The sequence below is a fragment of the Mesorhizobium sp. M0761 genome (genome assembly GCF_040320205.1).
Lineage (GTDB): Bacteria > Pseudomonadota > Alphaproteobacteria > Rhizobiales > Rhizobiaceae > Mesorhizobium.
On record NZ_JAMYPF010000007.1, the window covers coordinates 229998 to 246692 of the forward strand.

Here is a 16695-nt window from a genome sequence, read left to right on the forward strand (position 1 = left end):
GCGCTCATGTCGAGGAGCCTCTGCCCCAACGCGGCGGTGGCGGCTTCGAGTTCGGGTTCTCCGGCCGGCGACCGCCGAAAGCCAGAGTAAGCAGGAAGCCGATCAGGCCGACGGCCATCAGCCCATAGCCAACCGGCCGTGCGCGTTGATCGATCTCACCGGCGCCGGAGCGCAGTATCAGATCCACTGCGCGTATCGGGATATCGTCGGCGTCGCCCGGGCCGGCGGTGAAGAGATAGGCGCCGGGACTGACGGTTTCGATCACGCCGGCCTCGTCGCGAAAGATCTTGTCGGGCAGTTGCGGGCTGACCTGGCGCGGATTGTCGGCGTGGTTGAATTGCAGCGTCGAGGCAAGCACCGTGCGGCCGGCTGTGGCGGCAGTCAGCGTCAGCACAGTGCGCTGCTGCGAGACAATGCGCTCGGCCCTCGCCGTCAGGTCGACCAGCACTCTGACCGGCGCGTCGCCAGCTTTCAGCGTCACCGTCACAGGCCTAAACCGTCCCTGGTCGTAGACGCGCCAGGCGCCGATCTCGTGGCCGGAGAAATTGCTCATGGCCCAGGGATACACGAAGCCAATGGCGGCGCCGGCAAGCAGTATCAGGACAAACAGAAAGCGCATTGAGGAGATCCGGGTGTTCAACAGATTGCCAATAACGCCCCGAAGGCCAAAAAGCGATGGCTGACGCAGCGGAGCCACCTTTGTGGAGTCCGTTGGCGGCACGCAAGCCATGTGGCACTTATGGCGAATGAAGCCTTCCGCAGAAGCATCGACTCGTCTTTTCCAACCGATGCCGGTGGCTCATGCCCAATAGCACCGTGCTGATCACCGGTGCCCGCGCGCCGGTGGCGCTGCACCTGGCGCGGCTGCTGCATGGCGCCGGTCGCCGGGTGATCCTGGCCGACAGCCCGGCCCGGCCGATCGCCGCAGCGAGCACGGCCTGCGCCGCCTACCATCGCCTGCTGCCGCCGCGCTTTGCCGCCGACGCCTATGCCAAGGCGGTCGAAGCGCTTGTCCGCGCGGAAGGCATCGAACTCGTTATCCCGACCTGCGAGGAAGTCTTTTATCTCGGTCGTCTCTGGCAGCACCGCGCCATGCCGGCCCGCCTCTTCGCACCCGAGATGGCGATGCTCGCCAGCGTTCACGACAAGCATGCCTTCATCCGGCTGGCGCAGAGCCTTGGGCTCGACGTGCCGGAAACGATACTGCTGCAAAGCGAGGCCGATCTCGACGGCGTTCGTGGCCAATCGCGCGAATTGGTGTTCAAACCTGTGTGGTCACGTTTTGCCCGTGACGTACTGCTGCGGCCATCGCCGGACGAACTCGACGCCGTCCGCCCCTCGCCCGCCGCTCCTTGGGTGGCGCAGCGCTACATCGCCGGTGAAGAGATCAGCGCCTATGCGGTGGCGGTCGAGGGTGAACTCAAAGCGCTGGCGCTCTACCGTTCGCTCTATCGCGCCGGCAAGGGCGCCGGCATCTGTTTCGAGCCGGTCGAGGATATCGCGGCGCGGCGCTTCGTCGAAACCTTCGTCGCCGGCGCCGGCTGGACCGGCCAGATATCCTTCGACCTGATGCGCGAGAACAACGGCAGGGTGCTGCCACTGGAGTGCAATCCGCGCGCCGTGAGCGGCCTGCACTTCTTTCGCGATCCGCGGCGCTTCGCCGACGCGGTGCTGGAGGATGGCGCCGAGGTGAAGCCCGACGTGACGGCGCCGCAGACGGTGAGGCTGGCGATGTGGATCTACGGGATGCCGGCGGCACTGCGCTCCGGTGGTCTCGGCAGCTTTCGCCAGGCGATGCACGATGCCGATGAGCTGCTCGACTGGCCGGGCGACCCCGCGCCGAAGCGGGCGCAGTGGCGCACGCTGGCCGAGATCGCCGGCACAGCACTGCGCCAGCGCATCAGCCTTCAGGCTGCGTCGACGCGCGATATCGAGTGGAATGGGCCGGAGCAGGACTAGTCGAGTTGAAGCGGAACTTCCCGTTTTCAGCTGAGTGCGTAAGTCCTGCTAAGGTTGCCTAAACGGGATAACTGGCTTTGCGGACAATTGCAGGCCAAGCGCCTTGGTTACGCCCAGCAATGTACTGAGGCGCGGATCGCCCTTTTCGCTCAGCGCCTTGTAGAGTGCCTCTCGGGTCACGCCGGCGTCCTTCGCTATGCTTGTCATGCCGCGGGCGCGCGCGACAATGCCGAGGGCGTGCGCAATATAAGTCGCGTCCCCGGTCTCGAACGCATCAGCGAGCAGTTCGGCTTGAGACTCAGCGTCATCAAGATATTCGGCGGCGTCGAATGGTGTGGTTCTGAGGGTCATATCAAACTTCCTTTGCCATTTTCCTGGCTTTTCCGATGTCCCTGTCCTGCGAGCCTTTGTCACCGCCGCAGAGCAGGATAATGACCGTGTTGCCGCGCCGGACGAAGTACACGCGGTATCCCGGACCGTAATCTACGCGCAATTCTCCTATGCCATCGAAGAACTTGGCGTCTCCCAACAGCCCAGCCTGAACGCGGACAATCCGTTGGGTGATCTTCTTTACGGCGCGAATGTCCGTGAGCCCTCTGAGCCATTTTCGGAATTCGTCAGTGGATCGAACTTCGATCATCCGTGAACTATAATTTACAGCAGAACTGGAATCAAGTGCCGTGAACTTTAGATTACAACTCGATTTGGTGCACCCGCGGCTCTGCCGCCGCCGGTGGCATCTTGCCGTCGATGATCGCCGCTATGTCGCGGCGCAGGAAATCCAGCGGGCCGATCGCCGGCTGAACCTGCGGCGATATACGGGCGTTGTCGCTGGCCGATTTCAGCACACGGCGATCCTGCTGCAGGGCAAAGGCAAAGAGCGGCCGGAAAGCAAGCGCCTTGAGTTCGCCGAACAGGCCCTGTCGCGGGCCGATCAGCCAGCCGACGCCTTCGACGGTCCGTTCGTCCGCCTGACGCAAATGGAAAGTGGTCGCCAGCGCCAAGCCGCCCTTGCCCCAATATTCGAGTTCGACGATGCCGGGATGGCGGTAGCGGCCGATGGTCTTGGCGCGCTTGCCTTCCAGCAGCCGGCTGACCAGCCCCTGTTGGCGGTCCTCGCCGGTGTAGCAGCTTTCGACCCAGCCCTTGCCGCCGGTCACCTCGACGCGCACGAGATGGCGCTTTGCGGTCAGGCCGCGCAGCACACCCTTGTGGGTGAAGTGGGTGTGAGTGGCGTCGAGAATGTTCTCGGCGGCGTCGAGCACCGTCGATCGCGCCGAGCTTCGCACCCGCTTCACGACGACATCCTTGCCTTGCATGCAATGGAGATAGGGCTCGCCCTCAGGCGTGCCTGCCGAGACGAAGACGACGCCGTCGCGCTCGATCGCGCTGTAGCGGCGGATACGGTAATGCGGGACGTCGCCGACATGGCCGGGAATGGCGGTGCAGCGCCCTTCCCCATTGTAGCGCCAGCCATGATAGGGACATTCGATCTCGCCACCGACGACCTTGCCGGTCGAGAGTTCGACCAGGCGGTGAGCGCAGCGGTCGAAGAGGGCGGCAATGCCTTTCGCCGAGCGGAACAGCACCAGTGGCGCGCCGTCGAACAGGATGCGCTTCGGCTTGGCTTTGATGTCGGCAGACCGCATCACCGCCTGCCAATAGTCTTTGTCTTTCTGCTGCCGGGTGTCGCTCAAAGTTCAAATCTCCTGAGCAGGGGAATGCCGATCTTCGCGAGCACAAATTCCATGATCCGCACCGCCATGCGTTGGCGGCGCGGCAGATGGGCAGCATAGACGGCGTTGTATTCCACCGTCGCCACGGCGCCGCGCAAGCGTTTGAAGGCGGCGGCACCGGCGCTCATGTTGAAGAACAGGCTGTGCGCCATCGCATGATCCTGCGCCAGCGCCATCATCATGCGGTAAAGGCCTTCGCTCACCGGGAGGCCGGTGTCGTAGCCGACGATGGGCTGCGTCAGTGTCCTGCCGTTCTGAGACAAAGCGGCGACGGCGACCAGTTCACCGCCGGGACGACGCAGGCCTGCCAGTTGCAGGATGCCGCGACGGTGCGTCTCGCCGATATAGCGGGCCGTGTAGTGCGGGTTGAGCGGCGTGTATTTGTCGAGATAGAGCATCCGGTAGAGCGCTTCGGCGCGCGCATAGTCGGCCTCGGTGAAGTCGCCATTGCCGACCTGCTCGAAAGGCGTCGTGGGCAGCCGCTTGCGGTCGCGCTTCATGTCGTTGGTCATGGCCGAACCGTCGCCTGCGAAGATGTAGATCTGCCGCGCCGCCAGCATTCGAAAACCCTCCGCCTTCAGCGCTGCGATTGTCGAGGGATCGGCGATCTCGTTCAGGGAGCGGATGAGAACAGCGCGATCGGGAAAACGCGCCGTGAGATCGTCGCGGATCGCCGCGACCGCGTTGCGATCGAGCAGCGGCACCGGATTGGTCGAATAGAGCCAGTTGTTGAGCTGCACCTGATGGTCGAGGCCGCTCATCCTGACCAGCGGCGCGCACAGGCCAATCAGCATCCGGATCGTTTTTTGCAGCAAGGGCGAGGAGACGAAATTGCGCGTCTCGTCGATGGCATAGTCGATATAGGCGCTGGACGGGCAGCAGATATAGCAATTCGGCGCTTCGCTTCTGTCGTTCAGCGTCAGCGGAAAGGAGCGGCCGGCGATGGCGAAGGTTTCAACAGCCACCGTCAGATTGCGCACGAGGTTGCGCGCCGGCACCTCGTTGAATAGCTGAACGAAGGCGTCGACCTCACGCGGGTTGTTTTCAACCTGGTCCAGTTGAGCGAGTGGCAATGCGGCAGGCCGGTTCATGATGCCGCTCCCAGGCGGCATTCGACCCGACGCAGTTTACGGCTGGTCTCCAGCGGCAGGCTCTTGCGCAGGAGGCTGACTCTCACCGTCGCCTGGCGCGCGGCCAGTAGCGTTCGCACGGCTGCATGGGCGGCGGCGGCAGCTTCGTCGGCAAGCCCGGGGGCCAGGCTGAGTTCGATGACGTCGGCAGCGGTCTGGACCAGGCGGAAATCGTCGATGCGCCGGTCGGCCTTGAGCACCGCATTGCGTAGTATGTCGGGCGTGACGAGGAGCTGCCCGTGCGGCGAGGCGAGCCGGAAAGCGTCGTCCATTCGGCCGACGATCTCGTCCAGCGTGCGCAGCGGCGAGCCGCAGCGGCATGGCTTTTCGGACAGCCGCAGCAGATCGTTCATCCGGTAGCGCGCCATGATCTGGGTCCGGCGGCGAAAGGCGGTGATCAGCGGCATGACCAGGCCGTCGCCGGCCGGTTCGAACTCGAAGAACACCGAATCCTCGGCCAGATGCAGCCCGCCCTGGCGGCAGGTGACGGCGAACAGCCCTTCCGTCGCCATGTAGATCTGGTCGAGCTGACGACCAAAGAATGCCTGGATGACCGGCCGGTCAACCGGGTCGAGCGTTTCGGCGGCGCTGAAGACACGCTGCGGCTTGAGCCTAAAGCCCTCGGCCGCGAAGTGCCGCAGCATCTTCGGCGGCGCGATGATCACCGTAGGCGCGAAATCTTCGAGAGCGCCGCGCCAGCTCTCCGGACCGCGCGTCAGATCGAAGAAGCGCAGGTCGATACGCCGCGATTTGCGCGCGCTGTCGTAGAGCCGGGTGTTCTGCGGCAGGATCACCGCCACGCGCTGCCGGCGCCAGAGCAGATCGGGCACGGCCTTGGCCAGGATGGTGCCCAGCCAGCGGTATTTTTCCGCTTCGGAAATGATGAACAGGCCGCGATTGCCCGACGTGCCGGTGCTGGAGCCGACTGTCAGTTCGCCAATGCGGCCATCGCCGGCCTGCGCCTTCCAGGCCTCGGCGGCCGAGACGCCACGGATGTTGAAGCGCTCGAAATTGCCCATCAGCGTCGCCTTGTCGGTCACCGGCAGATCGCCGAGATGACGCGGCGTCTTGCCGTAGAACGGCGCGCGCGGCAGGTCGCGGTCGAGAAAGCGGCGCAAGGCATGACCTTGCCAGCGTTCGAAATTCTCACGGCTCTTGCGCGAGAGCCATTGCGTCAACACAAACGAACGGGCCGCTTCCGTCGGCCCGTTCATGCGCTCTCTCCGGCCAGATCGTAGGCCGTCACCGCCGGATCATGACAAAGAACAACCTCGCCGCCGGTCGCCAGAAACCGGCGCAACATTACGCTGGTCGGCTCGATCGCGGCGGCATCCTCGGCCAGCAGGGTTGCCGGCAGACCGGGAGTTCGGTTTTCGACAAGGGCCGCGAACAACCATTGCGCGTCGACGGCGTAGAGCAGCGGCCGCTCCAGATTTGGGAACGAAAGGCCGAACTGGCCATCGGCATGGCCGGGCAGACCGACTGCGACGACGCTGCCGTCGCCGAACAGATCGGCGCCGCCCGGTACGCCGCCACGCGGCTCGACCTGCCGCTTCGACGACAGCCCGTCGAGTCGGGCCTCGAAGTCAGACGGGAACAGTTCCTTGAAGACGCCATGGCGCAGATTCTGCCGGGAAGTCTTGGCCTTCGCCCGCGCCCAGGCGGTGTCATTGGCGATAAGCCGAGCGTTGGGAAACAGCGACAGGCCCGACATGTGGTCGGCATGGAAATGCGTGACAATGACGGTGCGCACGTCCTGCGGCGAGAGGCCGAAGCGCGCCAGTACCGCGAGCGGCTGCTCGGCTTCGTTGAGCTGGGGCCGGAGGATCGCACTGTAAAGACGCAGCGCCGTGCTGCGCCCACTGCCTTGTGTCACATGCGGCGTGTAGCCGGTATCGATCAGGACGGGGCCGGCTCGCGGATGCATGATCAGGCCGTAGCGGACACGTAGCCTGACCTTCGCCCAGCTGCCGCCGCGCAGGATCAGGCGCTCGGCTGCGCTGACAGAGGCGCTGTTGGCGAAGACGATCTTCACGCTGCCCTCCTGTTTTCCATCGCCTTGCCGAATGTGCGATCGAGCCCTTCCTCGAACGACACTTTCGGCGCCCAGCCGAGGATGCGGCCTGCCTTGGAAAGATCGAGGCTCTGCGCATAGGCGAACAGGCCAAGACCGTAGCGCGTCACCGGCGGTTCCGGGCGGCCGGGCAATATATTCGCTACCGCCTCCGCTATCCCTGCCGTCAGCATGGCGGGCCAGAGCGGCATTCTGCGCCAGCGCGGCTGCACGCCGGCGCGGGCGCAGGCCGCCTCGGCAATGCGGCGGACCGGCACCACTTCGCCGCCGGAGATGTTGAATATCTGTCCCTCGGCAGCGCTCCCGGCGGAGAGCGCGGCAAGCACCGCATCGACGACATCCTCTATATAAGTGAGATCGATGCGCGCCTTGCCGTCGCGAAACAGCGGCAGCGGGCGCTGCCGTGCCACCTGCAGCAGACGCGGCAGCAGCGTGCGGTCGCCGGGACCGTAGAGGCCGCGCGGCCGCAGCACCACCGGGCTGATCTCAGGCGCCGCCAGCACGATCTCCTCGGCCTGCCGCTTGGTGCGGGCATAGTGATTGACCGGAGGGGGCAAGGCCGCATTCTCGGAAACTCCGAGCTGGTCGCGATAGGCGAAACAGACCGTCGGGCTGGAGATATGGACGAAGCGGCGCACGCCTTGCCCGCGCGCGAAATCGCTGAGGTTGCGGGTAGCTGTGACATTTCCCGTCTGGAAATCCGCCAACCTGCCGAAGGGCGCGGAAAGTGCCGCGCAGTGGATGATCGCATCGACGCCGTCGAGAGCGCGCGCGGCAGCTGCATCGAATGGTTGAGACAAATCGAGCCGAACGACCCGATGACCAGCGGCTTCGAGCGCCGCGCAGCGTTTGGCGTCCCTGCCAAGACCCAGCGCCGGTGTGCCCACTGCCGCCAGCCGCGCCATGATATGCGCGCCGAGGAAGCCGCTGGCGCCGGTGACGAGGACGCGTCCCACGGTCATGCTTCCAGCGCCATGCCGCCGAACGACACGCCGGCCGAGGTGCCGAGGAACAGCACTTTGGCGCCGGGCACAATGCGTTGTTCGCGGCGCGCGACGTCGAGCGCAAAGGGGATGGAAGCGGCGATCTGATTGCCGTAGCGCGCCGCGATGTCGACGAGCTTTTCCCTGGCGAAGCCGGTCTGGCGCGCCATGTGGGCGAGCGCGAAAGGGCTTGCCTGATGCGGCACGACGAGGTCGACATCGTCGTGACGCCAGCCGGCGCGATCGAGCAACTCCGCTACAAAGCCGTTGAAATGGCGTGACGTGACGCGAAACAGTTCCTTACCCTCCATGTGGAACAGGCTGTGGCGGGCGAATTCCTCGGGCTCACGATGAAAGTCGAACCGGGTGCCGCCGGAGCCGATGCTGCAGGCCGCATAGGCGGAAGGGTAGGTGCGCATCAGATTGGCCGCCACCCCACCTTCGCCAGGGGCTGCCTGTTGCAGCACGGCGGCCGCCGCGCCATCGCCGAAGAGGGCCGCAATTTCCGGCTGGTCCTGCCACGGCAGGGCGCGCGAGGCGATTTCAGACGAGAACACCAGCGCCGTCCGGCATTGCCCGGCCTCGATCAGGCGCGACGCGGTCTCGAAGGCTGTGAGGAAACCGAGGCAGGTGCTGTTGACGTCGAAGGCGGCCGCCGACCCATCGGCAAGGCCGAGGCGCTGCATGACCAGCGGAGCCGTCGACGGCAACGGCTGATAAGGCACGCCGCAACCGCCGATGACCAGATCGACACTGCCTGCCTCAAGTTCGGCATCGGCAAGCGCCAGACGGGCTGCGGCACAAGCAAGGTCGACCTGCGATTCGGCGTCGCAGACATAGCGTTCGATGACGCCGGTCGCGGCCTCGAAATGTCCATCGCCAAACCCCAGCCGCGCATCGAGGGCGCGCGACGTCACGCATCGAGCCGGCACGGCCCGCCCGGTTCCGATGATCCTGATCCGCATTCTCAGCCCGCCCAATGAGCCTGCATCCAGTCAATCCATAAAACGGATCCAATGTGATGGCCATCATCAAGACGAATGCGTGGGAACTATGGAGCCTTCAGTGGATTGCGGCTAGAATCTCTCGCAAGTATAAAGACCCGTACGGGGGCGATTATGGCCAGATCTTTTTTCCGCTTTATTTCTTCAATTTTTGGCGCGTCCGACGCCAGACAGGAAGGAAAAGCCGAGGCCAACAGAGCCAATACAGGGGGCTTGATCAGAGCCGAATGGCCCCATGACTATCAGTTCCTCTTTATCGAACCACCTGCGAACGAAGTCGCGGAAGCGTTGGACGGCTGGAAGTGGATCGGACTGGATGGCCTTGAACCAGCTGCGGTGTCAGCTTTCGGCGACATATTTTTCCGTGCCGGCGACGGGTCGGTTCGTCATCTCGATATGCTCGACGGGAAATTGACCAGAATTGCGGGTCATTGGGCGGAATTTCAGGCCGACTTGCAGAATGAAGCGCGCCGCGACGAGTTGCTGCTGGCGGGCCTTGTCGTTGCCGCCCGAAAGAACCGACTGATTCCGGCAGCCGGCCAATGCTATGATTTCAAGAAGCCGCCGGTGCTTGGCGGCGAAATGAGTCTGCGAGAGATGGAAACGACGTTTTTCGTTGTGAAGGTGCATATCGCCGGCCAAATCCATCGGCAGGTGAAAGATCTCCCGCAGGGCGCGAAGATAAACAAGGTTACGATCAGCGACCGATAACGCGACTTACGCCTTGCGCTCCCAGCGACGGTCGGGCGTCTGCTGCCAGTAGGTGACAGCGTGGCCCGCTTCTTTCAACACCTTCCAATGCGTCCGCGCCCCTTCGACCTGGGCCGCGTCATGGCCGTCGAACAGTAACACGGCGCGTTCGTAGCCGGCGAGATCGGCGGGTGCGGCGCCATCGACGAGGAAGCGTATCTGCGCCTGGTTGGGGTTGGCGTCGCTCGTGGTGAGCAGGATTGGCTGTTCGGCCGGATGGGCTTCACGGTCGGTCGCGTGCGCGAGGAACGAATCGTCCCTGAATGTCCACAGATGCAGGTCGAGCGCATCGCGCCGCTCCTCGGTCCCTGTCTGCACCACGGCGCGCCAGCCGCGATCGACGCTGCGCTCGAGCAGGCCGGGAAGCGCATCCTCCAGCGTCGATTCGGTCAGGTGGTAGAACAGGACATCGGCCATTCCCTGCCTTATCCCTCGTAATTGTCGCGCACCAGCCGGTCGAGCAGCCTGACGCCGAAACCCGAGCCCCAGGACTGGTTGATCTCGCTCGGCGGAGAGCCCATCGCGGTGCCGGCGATGTCGAGATGCGCCCACGGCGTTTCCTTGACGAAGCGCTGCAGGAACTGCGCGGCGATGATGGCGCCGCCATAGCGGCCGCCGATGTTCTTCATGTCGGCGTTCTTGGAATCGATCAGCTTGTCGTATTCGGGCCCAAGCGGCATGCGCCACAGCCGCTCCTGACTCGCCTGGCCGGCCGCCGTCAACCTGTCCGAAAGTTCGTCATTGTTGGAGAACAGGCCGGCATAATGCTGGCCGAGCGCGACCATGATGGCGCCGGTCAGCGTCGCCAGATTGACCATGAATTTCGGCTGGAAGCGGTCGTTGCAATACCACAGCGCGTCGGCCAGAACGAGGCGTCCTTCGGCATCGGTGTTGAGCACCTCGATGGTCTGACCCGACATCGAGGTGACGATGTCGCCGGGGCGCTGGGCATGGCCGTCGACGGCATTTTCCACCAGCCCGACGATGCCGACGACATTGGCCTTGGCCTTTCGCGCGGCCAGCGCCTGGATGAGCCCGATGACGGCCGCGGCACCGCCCATGTCGCCCTTCATGTCTTCCATGCCGGAGGCCGGCTTCATAGAATTGCCGCCGGTGTCGAAGGTGACGCCCTTGCCGACGAAGGCGACCGGTGCGTCCTTGGCCTTGCCGCCCTTCCATTGCATGACAGCCATCCGGGCGCCGCGCGGCGAACCCTGCGCGACACCGAGGAGCGAGCCCATGCCGAGCTTCTTCATTTCCTTCTCGGTGAGGATCTCGACCTCGACGCCGAGCGCTTCCAGTTCCTTGGCGCGGGCGGCGAATTCGATCGGGCCGAGCGTATTGGCCGGTTCGTTGACAAGGTCGCGCGCCAGAAGCACGCCGTCGATGACCGCAACCTCGTCGGCGAAGGCCTTTTTCGCCGCGGCAGGATCGGCGGTGTGGATGGTCACCTTGACCGGTTTCTTCGGCTCGGCATCGACCTTGTCTTTCCTGGTCTTGTATTTGTCGAAGGAGTAGCTGCGAAGAATGATGCCGGCGGCAAGGTTCGCCGCTTGCCTGCCGCCAATCTTTGCGCCCGGCACATCGAGGATGACGGCCACCTCCGCTGCCTTGCGCAGGGACGCGGCGATGGTGCCGCCAAGCTTCAGCCAGGCAAAGTCATCGAGGCCGGCGACCTTGCCGGCGCCGACCGCCACCAGTCGGTCGAGCGATGTTCCCTGCGGCGCCAGCACTTCGACGACACCGGCGAATTTTCCGGAAAACTCCGCCACCGGAAACGCCCGCGCCAGCGTTCCTGAGGGGTCGCAGGCCTTTGCCGGTTCGCCAAGACCACCATCGTCGGCCGCCAGCACGATGATGCTGCCCTTTTTGGGTGCGGCAAATTTGGCGAAGGCGATCAATGGTCTCAAAGTCATCAGGTCCTGCTTTCGGGAAACGGCTCAGATTTTCAGGAAAAATGCATTCTCAGGGAAGATGCGCGACATTTGGTCGTTTTCCTTGATTTGGCAAGACTTTGCCGGAATCAGGGATCATATGCGCAGCGGAATCGATAACGATTCGTCGCGGCACGGCTCCGCTTTCCTGCCGCAACCTGTTGTTAACCATTGATGTTCTCCCTTTCTTATTCATTGCCGCCGACACTCCGGCCTGCGGAACGGGCGATGTGGGACGGAGAATCGGATCGAACCGCCTGAAAGAAATGGCCAAACGCACCCAGTTGTACAGCCGCAGCCGGACGACTACCTTGTCGGCGGGCATGATGCCGTTCGGCAAATCGAGAAAAGCCTTACATGAAGGTCGTTGAACGCTACATCATGCGTCGCGCACTGGCGGTGTTTCTCGCTGCGCTGATCTGGACGCTGGCCATTGTCTGGACGACGCAGGTGCTTGCCCGCATCGACCTGGTCACCGACAGTGGCCAATCGGCGCTCACTTTTTTCGAGGTCGCGGGCCTCATCATCCCCACCATCATCCCGATCGTGGTGCCATTCGCCCTGGTGGTGGCGGTGGCCCAGACGCTCAGCGTCATGAACTCCGATTCGGAATTGGCCGTCATCAACGCCGCCGGCGCCTCGCGCTGGACGATTGTGCGGCCGGTCCTGCTGATCGCGCTGGCGGCCAGCGTCTTTTCCTTCGCGGTCGACAATGGCGTCGAACCCTATGCCAGGCAGAAGAACCGCCAGCTGATAGCATCCTCGCGCGCCGATCTCTTGTCGCTGATCATCCAGGAAGGCACGTTCCGCAAGATCGACGACGGGCTGTTCCTGCAGATAGGCGAGCGGCTGCCGGACAACCGGCTCGGCGGCATCTTCGTGGCCGATTCGCGCGAGGAAGGCGCCAATCTGATCTATTATGCCAAGAGCGGCAGCGTCGTCGAAAAGGGTGACGAGAAGGTGCTGATGATGAATGACGGCGTCATTCATCGCAAGACGCTGACCGGCGACCTGTCGGTCATTCGCTTCACGTCCTACGCCTTCGACCTTTCCGCCTTCATGTCGGCGGCGAACGATATCATGCTCCTGCCCAAGGACCGAACGACGCAATACCTGCTCAACCCGGATCCGAACGACAAGATCTTCCAGCGCAGGCCCGGCGCCTACAAGGCCGAGCTCGACCAGCGCTTTTCCGAATGGTCCTATTCGCTGGTGTTCGCGCTGATCGCGCTGGCCGTGGCAGGCGATGCGCGCTCACACCGCGAGGCGCGCATCCACCCGCTGATCACAGCCATCGCCATTGCGCTGTTCGTGCGCTGGCTGGGCTTCTTTGCCGCCGGCAAGGCCGACAAGATCCCGCAATACGCCTATATGGTCTATGGCGTGCCGGTCATCGCCTCGGCGGTCGCCATCTGGTTCATCGTCACCTCGCGAAGCATGGAACTGCCCGGCAGCTGGGCCGACTGGATGACGAATTTCGCCGGCCGCGTCAGCGATGGCTGGACGGCGCTCAAGCTGCGCCTCAATCGGCGCTACACATCCGGCCAGGGAGCCTGACGATGGGCTGGACCCTGGGCCGCTACTTCTTCTTTCGCTACGTGTCGATCACGATCTGGTTCTTCATCGGCCTTCTGGCGCTGGTGTTCCTGATCGACTTCACCGAGCTGTCCGGCCGCATCACCGGCCTGCCGGGCTTCACCTACGGCACGGCGGTCGCCATCTCGGCGCTGAGGATGCCGATGATCATGCTGCAGACGGTGCCGTTCGTCGGCCTGTTCTCGGCGATGGCGACGCTGGTCTCGCTCAACCGAAAATACGAGCTGGTGATTGCGCGCTCGGCCGGAGTGTCGGCCTGGCAGTTTCTGTTGCCCTGCTGCATCGGTGCGCTGTTATTCGGCATATTGTCGGTCGGCGTGCTCAATCCGATCGCCGCGCATGGCTTCTCATGGTCGGAGCAGATGGAAAACCAGCTGCGATCCGGCAATTCGAACGCGGTGGCGGCCGATGCCACGCCGTGGATCCGCCAGAAAACCAACTCCGGCGATACCATCATCGGCGCCCGCGCCATCCTGAACCAGGGCCTGGAAATGGCCGACACCGTGTTCTTCGTCCTCGATCCGCAGGGCAATATCGTCGAGCGCAAGGACGCCGCCCGGGCCTTTCTGCGCGACGGCTACTGGGAATTGCAGGACGTCAAGGTGTTCAAGGACGGCAACATCCGTTCCGAAACGACCGACCAGTTGCCGACCAACCTCAAGCCGGAATTCGTGCAGGAACGGCTGGCGCGCCCCGAAACCATCCCGTTTTACGACCTTCCCGGCAAGATTGAGGTTGCCCGCTCCTTCGGCCTCAAGGCAAATGCCTTCGCCATGCAGTTCGATTCGCTGGTGGCGTTACCGTTCCTGCTTGTGGCCATGACGCTGATTGCGGCAACAGTTTCAATGCGATTTGCGAGGATGGGGCAGTCGGCAACGATGATTCTGGGTGGCGTCCTCGCCGGCTTTCTGCTTTATGTCGTTTCGGTATTGGTCAAGGCATTCGGCGTTGCGGGATTCGTGCCCACAGCCGTGGCTGCATGGGTTCCGGTTGTCGTGGCTATGTTCTTTGGGGTGACATTCCTGCTATACAAGGAAGACGGCTAGTGAGGGAGGCGGCTTTGCGCAGCCATAGGCAGGCCGGTTTGGCGCGCCTCTATTCGGCGAGCGCCTTGGCATGCCTGCTCGCCTGCGGCGTGCTGACGGGCCCTGCGCTGGCGCAGGACGTTACCGACGTGGCAACGAAGGTTCCCTCCGGCTCCCAGATGCTGCTGGCGGCCGACACGCTCGTCTATAACAACGACAACCAGACGGTCACCGCCATCGGCGGCGTCCAGATCGACTATGGCGGCAACAAGCTCGTCGCCCAGCGCGTCGTCTATGATCGAAACACCAAGCGGCTGGTTGCCAGCGGCAATGTCGAGATCGTCAACAGCGACGGCACCAAGATCAACTCGCAGCATATCGACATTACCGACGATTTCGCTGACGGTTTCGTCAATGCGCTGCGCGTCGAAACGCCCGAAAAAGCCTATTTCGCCGCCGAAAGCGCCGAGCGCATGGGCGGCGTGCTGACAACGTTCCACAACGGCGTCTATACGGCCTGCGAGCCTTGCGAAGACAAGCCGGACAAGGCGCCGACCTGGCGGATCAAAGCCAGGAAGATCATCTGGAACGGCGAAAAGAAAACGGTTCGCTTCGAGAACGCGAATTTCGAATTCTTCGGTTTCCCGCTGGCTTATCTGCCGGCGTTCGAGATCGCCGACCCGACGGTCAAGCGCAAAAGCGGCTTCCTGATCCCCAGCATCGGCTACAACAATCGTCTCGGCGTCGGCGTCAAAGTCCCCTACTACTTCGCTTTGTCGCCGACCTACGACCTCACCGTTACCGGCAGCGGCTATACCAAGCAGGGTTTCCTCGGCGAGGCCGAGTGGCGCCAGCGCTTCAACAATGGCCAATACACGCTGAAGCTTGCCGGAATCAACCAGCAGGACCCTGGCGCTTTCCGTGATTTCGCGGCTTTCCCCGGCGGCTACAATGTCAATTCGGGGCCAGCAGGCGATCCGAACAAGTTCCGCGGCATGATGGGCACCAAGGGCCAGTTCGCCATCAATCCGCGCTGGGACTTCGGCTGGGATATCCTGCTTCAGACCGACAAGAATTTTTCGCGTACCTATACGATCGAAGGCTACAACGACGCCGTGCATCAATCGTCGGTCTACCTGACCGGCCTAAACGACCGCAATTATTTCGATGTGCGCGCCATGCGCTTCCAGGTTCAGGAGAACACACCGGACGGCAACGTCGCATCGCGCAGCGACAAGCAGCCCTGGGTGTTGCCGTCGCTCGATTATGCCTACATCCCCGACATGTCGGTGGCCGGCGGCCAGCTGTCGTTCAACGTCAATGCGCGCATCATCCGCCGCGACGATCTCGATCAGGCCTATTTTACCCCCTATGTGCCGGGCTCAGGCGTCCAGCGCGTGCGAGGCATCGAGGGCGAATCCGGTCGCCTCACCGCCGAGGCCGAATGGAAGCGTACCTTCACCACGGACGGCGGATTGCAGTTGACGCCCCTTCTGGCTCTGCAGGGCGACGTCGACTATCTCAACGCTTCTTCGGCTTCGCTGACTGCGGTAAACCAGATGGCAACGAATGTCGGTGCCGCCGACGACATGCGGTCTTCCTTCGCCCGGTACATGGCGACCGCCGGACTTGAAATGCGCTGGCCGGTGCTGTTCTCGATGACCGGCTCCAGCCATATCGTCGAGCCGATGGCGCAGGTCTTCATGCGCCCGAATGAGCAGTATGTCGGCGGGCTCGCCGTTCCCAACGAGGATGCACAGAGCTTCGTCTTCGACGCCACGACGCTGTTCGAGCGCGACAAGTTCTCCGGCTACGACCGCGTCGAAGGCGGCAGCCGCGCCAATGTCGGGTTCCGCTATTCCGGCGCCTACGACAATGGCTGGGGCACCAACGCGATCTTCGGCCAATCCTACCAGTTGGGCGGGCGCAACTCGTTCGATTCACCGGATCTGGTCAATGCGGGCGCCGATTCCGGCTTGGAGACTTCGACCTCCGACTATGTCGGCCTTGTCGGCTTCAGCAGCCCGAGCGGCTTCTCCGGTTCGCTTAGCGGCCGCTTCGACGAGCAGACCTTCGAAGTTCGCCGTGCCGAGGTGAAGGCCGCCTATTCCGGGCTGCCGGTTTCGCTGAGCGCCAAATACGCCTTCATCCAGGCGCAGCCGCTCTATGGTTTCACCACCGACCGCCACGAAGTCACGCTCGGCGCCTCGACACACCTGGCCGAAAACTGGCGCGTCTTCGGCACCGGCACCTATGACCTGCAACAAAGCGTGCTGGTCAAGGACGGCGTCGGCTTTGCCTACAATGATTCCTGCTTCACCTACCTGATGACGTACTCGGAATCACGCGACATCAACACCAAGGAAGTGTCGCAGAATGTCGGCTTCAACCTGTCGTTCCGCACGCTCGGCGATTTCGGCTCGTCCCAAAGCTCGATCGACTCCATCCAGTAGAGCCGGCTGACGACATCGTTTTGCCGCATAAAGCGGGCACGGATTTCGCCA

17 protein-coding genes are annotated in these 16695 nt (G+C 63.4%); 5 read left to right on the forward strand and 12 right to left on the reverse strand.

Annotation, left to right across the window (positions count from 1 at the left end):
* Positions 1-4: 4 nt before the first annotated feature.
* Positions 5-619, reverse strand: coding sequence for a hypothetical protein (locus NKI32_RS14710; protein WP_023673461.1), 615 nt, complete (start codon positions 617-619; stop codon positions 5-7).
* Positions 620-801: 182 nt separating this feature from the next.
* Between NKI32_RS14710 and NKI32_RS14715 the strand changes: the two genes are divergently transcribed.
* Entirely contained in the window at positions 802-1959 is a 1158-nt protein-coding gene (locus tag NKI32_RS14715; protein ID WP_031205215.1) for an ATP-grasp domain-containing protein, read from the forward strand.
* 48 nt (positions 1960-2007) lie between these two features.
* On the opposite strand, the gene NKI32_RS14720 is transcribed toward NKI32_RS14715, so the two are convergent.
* The 8 genes from NKI32_RS14720 to NKI32_RS14755 are packed head-to-tail and all read right to left on the reverse strand — an operon-like array spanning position 2008 to position 8799.
* Positions 2008-2310 (reverse strand): addiction module antidote protein, encoded by a 303-nt coding sequence (locus NKI32_RS14720; RefSeq protein ID WP_023814929.1) that lies wholly within the window; start codon positions 2308-2310, stop codon positions 2008-2010.
* Between the two features lies 1 nt (position 2311).
* On the reverse strand, positions 2312-2599 hold the full coding sequence (locus tag NKI32_RS14725) for a type II toxin-antitoxin system RelE/ParE family toxin (RefSeq protein WP_023672746.1): 288 nt from the start codon (positions 2597-2599) through the stop codon (positions 2312-2314).
* A 52-nt stretch (positions 2600-2651) separates the two neighbouring features.
* Complete coding sequence (locus NKI32_RS14730; RefSeq protein WP_023715077.1) at positions 2652-3656, reverse strand: Rieske 2Fe-2S domain-containing protein; 1005 nt, start codon at positions 3654-3656, stop codon at positions 2652-2654.
* A complete protein-coding gene (locus NKI32_RS14735) occupies positions 3653-4786 on the reverse strand; it encodes a GNAT family N-acetyltransferase (protein WP_353002896.1) in 1134 nt (377 codons plus the stop codon). The genes NKI32_RS14730 and NKI32_RS14735 overlap by 4 nt, the downstream gene beginning before the upstream one ends.
* Positions 4783-6039, reverse strand: coding sequence for a F390 synthetase-related protein (locus NKI32_RS14740; protein ID WP_353002897.1), 1257 nt, complete (start codon positions 6037-6039; stop codon positions 4783-4785). The genes NKI32_RS14735 and NKI32_RS14740 overlap by 4 nt, the downstream gene beginning before the upstream one ends.
* Positions 6036-6860 (reverse strand): MBL fold metallo-hydrolase, encoded by an 825-nt coding sequence (locus tag NKI32_RS14745; protein ID WP_353002898.1) that lies wholly within the window; start codon positions 6858-6860, stop codon positions 6036-6038. Before NKI32_RS14745 ends, NKI32_RS14740 begins: the two co-directional genes overlap by 4 nt.
* Positions 6857-7861: an NAD-dependent epimerase/dehydratase family protein gene (locus NKI32_RS14750; RefSeq protein WP_353002899.1), complete on the reverse strand. Its 1005-nt coding sequence runs from the start codon at positions 7859-7861 to the stop codon at positions 6857-6859. The genes NKI32_RS14745 and NKI32_RS14750 overlap by 4 nt, the downstream gene beginning before the upstream one ends.
* On the reverse strand, positions 7858-8799 hold the full coding sequence (locus NKI32_RS14755; RefSeq protein WP_352597510.1) for a 3-oxoacyl-[acyl-carrier-protein] synthase III C-terminal domain-containing protein: 942 nt from the start codon (positions 8797-8799) through the stop codon (positions 7858-7860). Before NKI32_RS14755 ends, NKI32_RS14750 begins: the two co-directional genes overlap by 4 nt.
* A 201-nt stretch (positions 8800-9000) precedes the next feature.
* On the opposite strand from NKI32_RS14755, the gene NKI32_RS14760 reads away from it, so the two are divergent.
* Positions 9001-9597, forward strand: coding sequence for a T6SS immunity protein Tdi1 domain-containing protein (locus NKI32_RS14760; RefSeq protein ID WP_023693959.1), 597 nt, complete (start codon positions 9001-9003; stop codon positions 9595-9597).
* 6 nt (positions 9598-9603) lie between these two features.
* On the opposite strand, the gene NKI32_RS14765 is transcribed toward NKI32_RS14760, so the two are convergent.
* The 3 genes from NKI32_RS14765 to NKI32_RS14775 are packed head-to-tail and all read right to left on the reverse strand — an operon-like array spanning position 9604 to position 11895.
* A complete protein-coding gene (locus NKI32_RS14765; RefSeq protein WP_352512273.1) occupies positions 9604-10053 on the reverse strand; it encodes a DNA polymerase III subunit chi in 450 nt (149 codons plus the stop codon).
* Positions 10054-10061: 8 nt separating this feature from the next.
* Positions 10062-11552, reverse strand: a complete 1491-nt coding sequence (locus NKI32_RS14770; protein ID WP_352512275.1) for a leucyl aminopeptidase — start codon at positions 11550-11552, stop codon at positions 10062-10064.
* Between the two features lie 49 nt (positions 11553-11601).
* A complete protein-coding gene (locus NKI32_RS14775; protein ID WP_155923815.1) occupies positions 11602-11895 on the reverse strand; it encodes a hypothetical protein in 294 nt (97 codons plus the stop codon).
* Positions 11896-11927: 32 nt separating this feature from the next.
* On the opposite strand from NKI32_RS14775, the gene lptF reads away from it, so the two are divergent.
* From lptF to NKI32_RS14790, 3 genes are read left to right on the forward strand one after another with little or no spacing between them, the layout of a single operon-like run.
* A complete protein-coding gene (gene lptF / locus NKI32_RS14780; RefSeq protein WP_023672737.1) occupies positions 11928-13127 on the forward strand; it encodes an LPS export ABC transporter permease LptF in 1200 nt (399 codons plus the stop codon).
* A gap of 2 nt (positions 13128-13129) precedes the next feature.
* The gene (gene lptG / locus NKI32_RS14785; protein ID WP_023695591.1) at positions 13130-14212 is read left to right on the forward strand and encodes an LPS export ABC transporter permease LptG; all 1083 of its coding nucleotides are present in this window, start codon (positions 13130-13132) and stop codon (positions 14210-14212) included.
* Positions 14212-16644 carry an LPS-assembly protein LptD gene (locus NKI32_RS14790; RefSeq protein WP_023819176.1) on the forward strand — a complete coding sequence of 811 codons (2433 nt, stop codon included), beginning with the start codon at positions 14212-14214 and terminating at the stop codon, positions 16642-16644. Before lptG ends, NKI32_RS14790 begins: the two co-directional genes overlap by 1 nt.
* Positions 16645-16695: the final 51 nt, after the last annotated feature.

Excerpts from the sequence above, each read along its gene's own strand:
- NKI32_RS14760 (WP_023693959.1), top strand. The coding sequence starts at position 9,001 with ATGGCCAGATCTTTTTTCCGCTTTATTTCTTCAATTTTTGGCGCGTCC.
- NKI32_RS14750 (WP_353002899.1), bottom strand. The coding sequence starts at position 7,861 with ATGACCGTGGGACGCGTCCTCGTCACCGGCGCCAGCGGCTTCCTCGGC.
- NKI32_RS14765 (WP_352512273.1), bottom strand. The coding sequence starts at position 10,053 with ATGGCCGATGTCCTGTTCTACCACCTGACCGAATCGACGCTGGAGGAT.
- NKI32_RS14740 (WP_353002897.1), bottom strand. The coding sequence starts at position 6,039 with ATGAACGGGCCGACGGAAGCGGCCCGTTCGTTTGTGTTGACGCAATGG.
- NKI32_RS14770 (WP_352512275.1), bottom strand. The coding sequence starts at position 11,552 with ATGACTTTGAGACCATTGATCGCCTTCGCCAAATTTGCCGCACCCAAA.
- lptF (WP_023672737.1), top strand. The coding sequence starts at position 11,928 with ATGAAGGTCGTTGAACGCTACATCATGCGTCGCGCACTGGCGGTGTTT.
- NKI32_RS14735 (WP_353002896.1), bottom strand. The coding sequence starts at position 4,786 with ATGAACCGGCCTGCCGCATTGCCACTCGCTCAACTGGACCAGGTTGAA.
- NKI32_RS14775 (WP_155923815.1), bottom strand. The coding sequence starts at position 11,895 with ATGCCCGCCGACAAGGTAGTCGTCCGGCTGCGGCTGTACAACTGGGTG.
- NKI32_RS14725 (WP_023672746.1), bottom strand. The coding sequence starts at position 2,599 with ATGATCGAAGTTCGATCCACTGACGAATTCCGAAAATGGCTCAGAGGG.
- NKI32_RS14710 (WP_023673461.1), bottom strand. The coding sequence starts at position 619 with ATGCGCTTTCTGTTTGTCCTGATACTGCTTGCCGGCGCCGCCATTGGC.
- NKI32_RS14715 (WP_031205215.1), top strand. The coding sequence starts at position 802 with ATGCCCAATAGCACCGTGCTGATCACCGGTGCCCGCGCGCCGGTGGCG.
- NKI32_RS14720 (WP_023814929.1), bottom strand. The coding sequence starts at position 2,310 with ATGACCCTCAGAACCACACCATTCGACGCCGCCGAATATCTTGATGAC.
- lptG (WP_023695591.1), top strand. The coding sequence starts at position 13,130 with ATGGGCTGGACCCTGGGCCGCTACTTCTTCTTTCGCTACGTGTCGATC.